Source organism: Streptomyces sp. col6, assembly GCF_008042035.1.
In the GTDB taxonomy this organism is placed as follows: domain Bacteria; phylum Actinomycetota; class Actinomycetes; order Streptomycetales; family Streptomycetaceae; genus Streptomyces.
Window position 1 is genome coordinate 156,728 of record NZ_RDBL01000014.1, and the last position, 8,204, is coordinate 164,931.

Below are 8,204 nucleotides of genomic sequence, written 5' to 3' on the forward strand. Positions count from 1 at the left end.
CCGGAAGGCAACCGAACACAACCGAACGTGCGCTTGGATCTCACCCCCAACATGGGGCGCAGTCAAGGGTTTTGACGAGATGTAGCCCATCGGGCACCGACCCTCTTCCAACAGACTTCAACACGCTCTAACGTAATCGCTCGCCCTGGCGTGCACATGTCGCCACATGATCCGGCACGAGTACGGAGGAACGTAACGATGCGTCATCTTCCAAGCCGTCCCACCCGGGCGAGCCGCCACAGAGTCGTCGGAGCCCTGACCGCGGGCCTGTTGTGTACCGCGGGGGCTGTCGTTCCCGCCGCCGCGCACACCCCCGCACCCGCGCCGGCCGCCGCCGAAGCGGCCAACGGACTCGCCCTCACCCCGCCCATGGGGTTCAACAACTGGAACTCCACGCATTGCCGAGCCGAGTTCAACGAGGCGATGGTCAAGGGAATCGCCGATATCTTCGTCGAGAAGGGACTGAAGGACGCCGGGTACCAGTACGTCAATCTGGACGACTGCTGGGCCCTTCCGCAGCGCGACGCGGAAGGGAAGCTCGAAGCCGATCCGGTGCGCTTTCCGCACGGCATCAAAGCGGTCGCGGACTACGTCCACTCCAAGGGACTCAAACTCGGGATATACACCAGTGCCGGGACCAAGACCTGCGACAGCGTGGGACTTCCCGGCGCGCTCGGCCACGAGTTCAGCGACGCGCGGCAGTTCGCCGACTGGGGCGTCGACTATCTCAAGTACGACAACTGCAACAACCAGGGCGTGGACGCCAGGGAGCGTTATACGACGATGCGCGACGCGCTCGCCGCGACCGGCAGGCCCATCGTCTACAGCATCTGCGAATGGGGCGAGAACAAGCCCTGGGAATGGGCCGCAGAACTGGGCAATCTCTGGCGCACCACGGGCGACATCAACGACAGCTGGAGCAGCATGCTGTCGATCATGAAGCAGAACCTGCCGCTCGCGGCCGCGGCCGGTCCCGGGCACTGGAACGACCCCGACATGCTGGAGGTCGGCAACGGCGGGATGACGGACACGGAGTACCGCACCCACTTCTCGATGTGGTCGGTGATGGCGGCACCGCTGCTCATCGGGTCCGATCTGCGCACGGCCTCGCAGGAGACGTTCGACATCCTCTCCAACGAGGAGGTCATCGCCGTCGACCAGGACCCCCTGGGCAAGCAGGGTGAGGTGCTTTCCTCGGAGGGCGGGCGCTGGGTCGTCGCGAAGGAGATGGCGGACGGCAGCCGGGCGGTGGCGCTGTTCAACGAGAGCGGCAGCGCGCAGCGGATCTCCACCACGGCGGCCGCGGCGGGCCTGCCACAGGCGTCCGGGTACACCGTGCGGGACCTGTGGGACCACAGCACCCGCAACACGGCGGGCGCCCTCTCGGCGACCGTCCCCGCCCACGGCACCGTGCTGCTGCGCGTCGCGGCCGATTCCCGCTGGGCCGCGCACCCGCCCGCCGTGGAACTCGCCCTGGAGGGCAGCCCGCTCGTCGAGGCGGGCCGTACGGCGGCGTTGACGACCGGGGTGACCGACTTGGGCCGGACGCCCGCGCTCGCGGTGTCCGCCGCGCTCACCGGCCCGGCCGGCTGGAAGGTGAAGGCCGCTTCGGCGACGGGGACGGCGGCACTGCCCACGGGCCGGGCGCTGACCACGCGCTGGCGGGTGACAGCACCCGCCGGAGCGGCCCCGGGCACCTACGACCTGACGCTCACCGCCCAGTACCGCTCCCCCACCGGCAAGCGGGTGCGGTCGTCCGTCCCGTTCCAGGCCCATGTGGTCGTGCCGCCACCGGCCGGCGGCGTCTATCCGAGCGACCTGCCGCAGCTGAGCGCGTCGAACGGCTACGGGCCCGTCGAGAAGGACACCAGCAACGGCGAGAGCGCCGCGGGCGACGGCCATCCGCTGACCATCGGAGGTGAGGTGTACGCCAAGGGCCTCGGGGTCCACGCGGCGAGCAGCGTCGAGTACTACGCGGGCGGCGCGTGCACCACCGTGACGGCGCAGGTGGGCGTCGACGACGAGAAGGGCGCCAAGGGCACCGTGGCCTTCGAGATCTGGGCGGACGGCGTGAAGGCCGCGTCGACCGGGGTGCTGACCAACGCGATGGCACCGCAGCCGCTCTCGGCGGACGTGGCCGGGGCACAGGTCGTCCGGCTGGTGGTCACCGCCGGCGGCGACGGAGTCGACTCGGACCACGCGGACTGGGGGACCTGCGGATGACGTGCTGAGCCCGTCGGCCGGGGCGGCGGCCTCCGCCGCCCCGCGCCGGGCGTCAGTGCGCCCGTGCCGGCACGCCCTCGTCCGCGCCCGTCCGTGCGGCGAGGGCGGCCGCCGCCGCGCCCACCAGGCCCGCGTCGTTGCCCATGACGGCGGGCACCACCGTCAGCTGCTGGACGAAGGACAGCGTGGCGTACCGACGCAGCGCGGTGCGCAGCGGTGCGAAGAGCAGGTCGCCCGCGCCGGCCACCCCGCCGCCGATGACGGCGATGTCGATCTCGACCAGGGTCGCCGTCGCGGCGATTCCCGCGGCGAGGGCCTGGGCGGCGCGCTCGAAGGAAGCCAGGGCGACCGGGTCGCCCGCCCGCGCCGCCGCCGCGACGCCCGCCGCGGACGCGTCCCCGTCCGGTCCGGGCCGCCAGCCGCCGTCCAGCGCGCGGCGCGCGATGTTGGGGCCGCTCGCGATGCGCTCGACGCAGCCGCGTGCCCCGCACGGGCAGGGGTCGCCGTCCAGGTCCACGCTGATGTGCCCGATGTGGCCGGCGTTGCCGCTGGGCCCGGGGTGCAGGGCGCCGCCGAGGACGAGTCCGCCGCCGACGCCCGTCGAGACGACCATGCACAGCGCGTTGTCATGGCCGCGTGCCGCGCCGAGCCAGTGCTCCGCCGCGGTGATCGCGACGCCGTCGCCGACCAGGGTGACCGGAAGGCCGCCGGTGGCCTCGGCCACCCGCTCGACCAGCGGGAATCGCCGCCAGCCGGGCACGTTGACCGGGCTGACCGTCCCCCCGGCGGCGTCCACCGGGCCCGCGCTGCCGATCCCGACGGCCGTCGCGTCGCTCCAGCGCGGCGACGCGGCCAGGTCGGCCAGGACGCCGCCGACCGCCTCCATGACGCGTTCCCCGCTCTCCCGCGCGGGCGTCGGGCGCTGTGCGCGTGCGACGAGGGTGCCGTCCCGGTCCACCAACGCGCCGGCGATCTTGGTGCCCCCGATGTCCAGGGCGGCGACGAGGTGGGTCTGCATCGGTGTGGCTCCGGGTGGTGAGGGGCGGGACCTGCGGTTCAGGTGAACAGTCTGCCTAGTCTCCATTCCCTTGACAACGTTGTCCAGGGCCTATGCTCGACGCCACACCCTCCGGGAGCCGCGCGGCAGCCGCCGCAGCCCGCCGGGACCGCCCGCACCGACGACAGGACAGCGCATCGTGGCCGAGACCGCCCGTCATCCCGAGCCCCGTTACGGCAACCGGCCGACCATGAAGGACGTGGCCGCCCGTGCCGGGGTGGGCCTGAAGACGGTCTCGCGCGTGGTCAACAGCGAACCGGGCGTCACCCCGGACACCGAGCGCCGCGTCCAGGAGGCCATCGAGGCCCTGGGCTTCCGCCGCAACGACAGCGCGCGCGTGCTGCGCAAGGGCAGGACCGCCTCCATCGGACTGGTCCTGGAGGACCTCGCGGACCCCTTCTACGGGCCGCTGAGCCGCGCGGTGGAGGAGGTGGCCCGCGCGCACGGCGCCCTGCTCATCAACGGTTCCAGCGCCGAGGACCCGGAGCGCGAGCAGGAACTGGTCCTCGCCCTGTGCGCGCGCCGGGTGGACGGGCTGATCGTGATCCCGGCCGCCGACGACCACCGCTATCTGGAGCCGGAGATCAAGGCCGGGGTGGCGACCGTGTTCGTGGACCGCCCGGCCGGGCGCATCGAGGCGGACATGGTGCTCTCGGACAGCTTCGGCGGGGCCCGTGAGGGCGTCGCCCATCTGATCGCGCACGGCCACCGCCGGATCGGCTTCATCGGCGACCAGCCGCGTATCCACACCGCGACCGAGCGTCTGCGCGGCTACCACGCGGCGATGGCGGAGGCGGGCATAACCGTCGAGGACTCCTGGGTCTCGCTCGGCCCCACGGACGCCGACCGGGTCCGTACCGCCGCCGAGACGATGCTCGGCGGCCCGGAACCCGTGACGGCGCTCTTCTCCGGCAACAACCGGGTGACGGTGACCGCGGTGCGCGTCCTGGCGGACCGGGAGCGCCCGGTCGCCCTGGTGGGCTTCGACGACATCGAGCTGGCGGACCTGCTCGGCATCACCGTCATCTCCCAGGACGCGGCGGCGGTGGGCCGCACCGCCGCCGAGCACCTCTTCCGCCGCCTCGACGGGTCCGACCACACCCCGGCACGGGTGGAGCTGCCGACCCGGCTGATCGCCCGCGGCTCCGGCGAAATCCCTCCGTCCTGAACGGAGTTGGGTACCCTGACGCGCCATGCAGCCGATCGGGGAAGGGTCCGGACATCAGATGAGGGATCGCACACTGGAGGCTCTCGGTCTCGACGCGGCTCCGCGCGAGCATCCGCTGACCTACCCGGGGGCCTGGCCCGCCGAGTCGGGTCTGCTGCTCGGGGACACCTATCTGCGGCTGTCGCCGGAACCGGACACGGGCCTCGAACGGTGGCCGGTGGAGTGCGACGGGCCGGGAAGCGGGGTGCAGCTCGACGAGATGCTCGCCGGCATGGGCGCGCCGCCGGTCGACGAGCGGACCCCGGTGCTGGCGATCGGCTCCAATGCCTGCCCGGGACAGCTCCGGTACAAGATGGCGGAACGGGGCCTCTCCTCGGTGATCCCCATGGTCATGGCGCGCGTGACGGGCATCGAGGCCGGCGTCTCCGCCCATGTGAGCCCGCTCGGCTACGTCTCGGCGTCGCCGTTCCACGCGCCGGGGCGGACGCGTGACCTGTTCGTCACGTGGCTGGACGCGGTCCAGCTGGAGCACGTCGATCACAGCGAGGGCGTCTTCCTCCCGGAGGGCGCGTACGACCGGGTCTTCCTGCCGGCCGACCGCTTCCCGGTGGAGATGCCGTCCGGTGAGCTCCTGAACGGCGTCCACGCGTACGTCCACCGCCTGGGCGTGCTCGCCGACGGCACGGGCGCGCCCTGGGCCCATCCCGGGGAACGGCAGGTGCTCACGGAACTGATCGCCCGGTCGCGGCTGCTGCGCGAGTGGTTCGGCGGCACTCCGGAGGAATTCAGCGCCCGCGCGCTCGGCGACGCCCGGCTCTGCGAGAGGGGCACGCGGCTGCTCCGGGACGAGGGACGCACCATGCGCTCCGGCCTGGAGTCCCTCGTCCCGGAGCGGGGCCCGTCGGCGCCCGCCCCCGAGCCGCCGGTGAGCACCGCCGGCGAGGGAGTCCCCGCCTGACGCCCCGTCCGGCTACGGCGCCGTGACCGTCAGGGTGCCGCGCCGGGGCGAAGCGAAGGCGTCGAGGTCCGCACGAGTCAGGCCGGTCAGCCTCGCCACCTCGTCGGTGTCCAGGGCGCCGCAGTCGATGCCGCGCAACAGGTAGCCGCTGAGGGCCTTGGCGGTGGCCGGTTCGTCCATCACGTCGCCGCCCGCCTTGGCGACGTACGCGGCGAGCCGGGCGGCGGCCTGCTCCAGGCCCTCGCGGTAGAACGTGTAGACGGCCGCGTACCGGGTCGGCAGGTGGCCGGGGTGCATGTCCCAGCCCTGGTAGTAGGCGCGGGCCAGGGCGCGCCGCGTGAGGCCGTAGTGCAGCCGCCAGGCCTCGTGGACCTGCGGGGTGGGGCCGACGGGCAGGACGTTGGTCGAGCCGTCCGAGACGCGTACGCCGGTGCCCGCGGCGGCGACCTGCATGACGGCCTTGGCGTGGTCGGCGGCCGGGTGGTCGCTCGCCTGGTACGCGGCGCTGACGCCGACGCAGGCGCTGTAGTCGAAGGTGCCGTAGTGCAGACCGGTGGCGCGCCCCCGCGCCGCGTCGATCATGCGGGCCACGGCGGCGGTGCCGTCGGCGGCCAGGATGGACTGGCTGGTCTCGATCTGGATCTCGAAGCCGAGCCGTCCGGCCGGCAGCCCGTGCGCCTGCTCGAAGGCTTCGAGGAGCTGGACGAAGGCGGTGACCTGCTCCGGGTACGTCACTTTCGGCAGGGTGAGGACCAGGCCTTCGGGGAGCCCGCCCGCCTGCATCAGACCGGTGAGGAAGACGTCCGTGGTGCGGATGCCCCGGTCGCGGACGGCGGCCTCCATGCACTTCATCCGGATGCCCATGTACGGCGCCGCCGTGCCGTTGGCGTACGCCTCCGAGACGAGCCGGGCCGCGCGGGCCGCCGCCTCGTCCTCCTCGGCGTCGGAGCGGGGTCCGTAGCCGTCCTCGAAGTCGATGCGCAGGTCCTCGACGGGCTCGCGCTCCAGCTTGGCGCGCACGCGGTCGTACACGGGGCCGGCCAGCTCGTCCGGGATGCCGAGGACCCCGGCGAGGGCCGATGCGTCGGGGGCGTGCTCGTCGAGCGCCTTCAGCGCCTCGTCGCCCCAGGTGCGCAGGGTGCCGGCCGTGAAGGTGTCACCCGGTACGTAGACCGTGTGCACGGGCTGGCGGGTGCCGGGGTCGCCCGGGTAGCGGCGGGCGAGTTCGGCGTCCACCGCCGCGAGGGACGCGCTGATCCCGTCGCTGACCGCACCGGCGAGGCTCGTCGCCACCTTCTCCTGCTGACCCATCGTCCGCACCCTCCACACTCCGACTGTTTCCGCTTCCCGGAAACAACAATCCGTATAGTGAAGTTATAAGGCCACCGCATCCGAGTCAACGGTGTCCGGGAACGCCGCGGGGCCGCACGGTGTGTCCACCGTGCGGCCCCGGGCCGTTGCTCGTACGCAACCGTCGGCGATCAGCCCTTGCGGGTGTTGATCTCCTCGGTGAGCTGGGGGACGACGTCGAAGAGGTCGCCGACGACGCCGTAGTCGACGAGGTCGAAGATCGGGGCCTCGGCGTCCTTGTTGACCGCGACGATGGTCTTCGAGGTCTGCATGCCGGCACGGTGCTGGATCGCGCCGGAGATGCCGTTGGCGATGTAGAGCTGCGGCGAGACGGACTTGCCGGTCTGGCCGACCTGGTTGGTGTGCGGGTACCAGCCCGCGTCCACGGCGGCGCGCGAGGCGCCCACCGCGGCACCGAGCGAGTCCGCGAGGGCCTCGATGACCGCGAAGTTCTCCGCGCCGTTGACGCCACGGCCACCGGAGACCACGATCGCGGCCTCCGTCAGCTCCGGACGGCCCGTCGACTCACGCGGCGTACGCGAGAGCACCTTCGTACCGGTGGCCTGCGCCGAGAAGGTGACCGCGAGGGTCTCGACGGCACCGGCGGCCGAGGCCGGCTCGACCGGGGCGGAGTTCGGCTTGACCGTGATGACCGGAACGCCCTTGGAGACACGGGACTTGGTCGTGTACGAGGCGGCGAACGCGGACTGCGTGGCGACCGGGCCCGCGTCGCCGGCTTCCAGGTCGACGGCGTCGGTGATGATGCCGGAACCGATACGGACCGCGAGACGCGCCGCGATCTCCTTGCCCTCCGCGGAGGAGGACAGCAGTACGGCGGCCGGGGACACGGCGTCGAAGGCGGCCTGGAGGGCGTCCACCTTCGGCACCACGAGGTAGTCGGCGAACTCGGGGGCGTCGGCGGTCAGCACCTTGACCGCGCCGTGCTCGGCAAGCACGTCGACGGTGTCCGCGGCGCCGTTGCCCAGGGCGACGGCGACGGGCTCACCGATGCGGCGGGCGAGCGTGAGCAGCTCCAGAGTGGGCTTGCGGACGGCACCGTCCACGTGGTCGACATAGACGAGAACTTCAGCCATGGGACTTCAATCTCCTGCGTGTACGAAGTAGGCGGGGGTGGTGAGGGAACAGCCGGGGCTAGATGAACTTCTGGCCGGCCAGGAACTCGGCCAGCTGCTTGCCGCCCTCGCCCTCGTCCTTCACGATCGTGCCCGCGGTACGGGCCGGACGCTCGGTCGCGGAATCGACCGCGGTCCACGCACCCGCCAGACCCACCTCGTCCGCGTCGATCCCCAGGTCGTCCAGATCCAGGGACTTCACCGGCTTCTTCTTCGCCGCCATGATCCCCTTGAACGACGGGTAACGGGCCTCACCCGACTGGTCGGTCACCGACACCACCGCCGGCAGCGACGCCTCCAGCTCCTCCGACGCAC

The 8,204-nt window shown here is 72.4% G+C and carries 7 protein-coding genes; 3 read left to right on the forward strand and 4 right to left on the reverse strand.

The genetic code is table 11. From position 1 onward, the window contains the following. Positions 1-198: 198 nt before the first annotated feature. Complete coding sequence (locus EAO73_RS24525) at positions 199-2,223, forward strand: NPCBM/NEW2 domain-containing protein (RefSeq protein ID WP_147973743.1); 2,025 nt, start codon at positions 199-201, stop codon at positions 2,221-2,223. Positions 2,224-2,275: 52 nt separating this feature from the next. Here EAO73_RS24525 and EAO73_RS24530 read toward each other — a convergent pair whose 3' ends face one another. Continuing rightward, the gene (locus EAO73_RS24530; protein ID WP_147973744.1) at positions 2,276-3,241 is read right to left on the reverse strand and encodes an ROK family protein; all 966 of its coding nucleotides are present in this window, start codon (positions 3,239-3,241) and stop codon (positions 2,276-2,278) included. A 178-nt stretch (positions 3,242-3,419) separates the two neighbouring features. Between EAO73_RS24530 and EAO73_RS24535 the strand changes: the two genes are divergently transcribed. Continuing rightward, complete coding sequence (locus tag EAO73_RS24535; protein ID WP_147973745.1) at positions 3,420-4,448, forward strand: LacI family DNA-binding transcriptional regulator; 1,029 nt, start codon at positions 3,420-3,422, stop codon at positions 4,446-4,448. Positions 4,449-4,506: 58 nt separating this feature from the next. After that, positions 4,507-5,406 carry a hypothetical protein gene (locus EAO73_RS24540; protein WP_147973746.1) on the forward strand — a complete coding sequence of 300 codons (900 nt, stop codon included), beginning with the start codon at positions 4,507-4,509 and terminating at the stop codon, positions 5,404-5,406. Positions 5,407-5,418: 12 nt separating this feature from the next. Here the strand turns inward: EAO73_RS24540 and EAO73_RS24545 are convergent, their stop codons facing one another. From EAO73_RS24545 to EAO73_RS24555, 3 genes are all read right to left on the reverse strand, one after another. Further along, positions 5,419-6,717: a DUF6986 family protein gene (locus EAO73_RS24545; protein ID WP_147973747.1), complete on the reverse strand. Its 1,299-nt coding sequence runs from the start codon at positions 6,715-6,717 to the stop codon at positions 5,419-5,421. A 170-nt stretch (positions 6,718-6,887) separates the two neighbouring features. After that, on the reverse strand, positions 6,888-7,850 hold the full coding sequence (locus EAO73_RS24550) for an electron transfer flavoprotein subunit alpha/FixB family protein (protein WP_147973748.1): 963 nt from the start codon (positions 7,848-7,850) through the stop codon (positions 6,888-6,890). Positions 7,851-7,908: 58 nt separating this feature from the next. Continuing rightward, positions 7,909-8,204, reverse strand: a 296-nt coding sequence (locus EAO73_RS24555; RefSeq protein ID WP_412075159.1) for an electron transfer flavoprotein subunit beta/FixA family protein, incomplete at its 5' end; no start/stop codon positions are given.

Excerpts from the sequence above, each read along its gene's own strand:
- EAO73_RS24545 (WP_147973747.1), bottom strand. The coding sequence starts at position 6,717 with ATGGGTCAGCAGGAGAAGGTGGCGACGAGCCTCGCCGGTGCGGTCAGC.
- EAO73_RS24530 (WP_147973744.1), bottom strand. The coding sequence starts at position 3,241 with ATGCAGACCCACCTCGTCGCCGCCCTGGACATCGGGGGCACCAAGATC.
- EAO73_RS24550 (WP_147973748.1), bottom strand. The coding sequence starts at position 7,850 with ATGGCTGAAGTTCTCGTCTATGTCGACCACGTGGACGGTGCCGTCCGC.
- EAO73_RS24525 (WP_147973743.1), top strand. The coding sequence starts at position 199 with ATGCGTCATCTTCCAAGCCGTCCCACCCGGGCGAGCCGCCACAGAGTC.
- EAO73_RS24540 (WP_147973746.1), top strand. The coding sequence starts at position 4,507 with ATGAGGGATCGCACACTGGAGGCTCTCGGTCTCGACGCGGCTCCGCGC.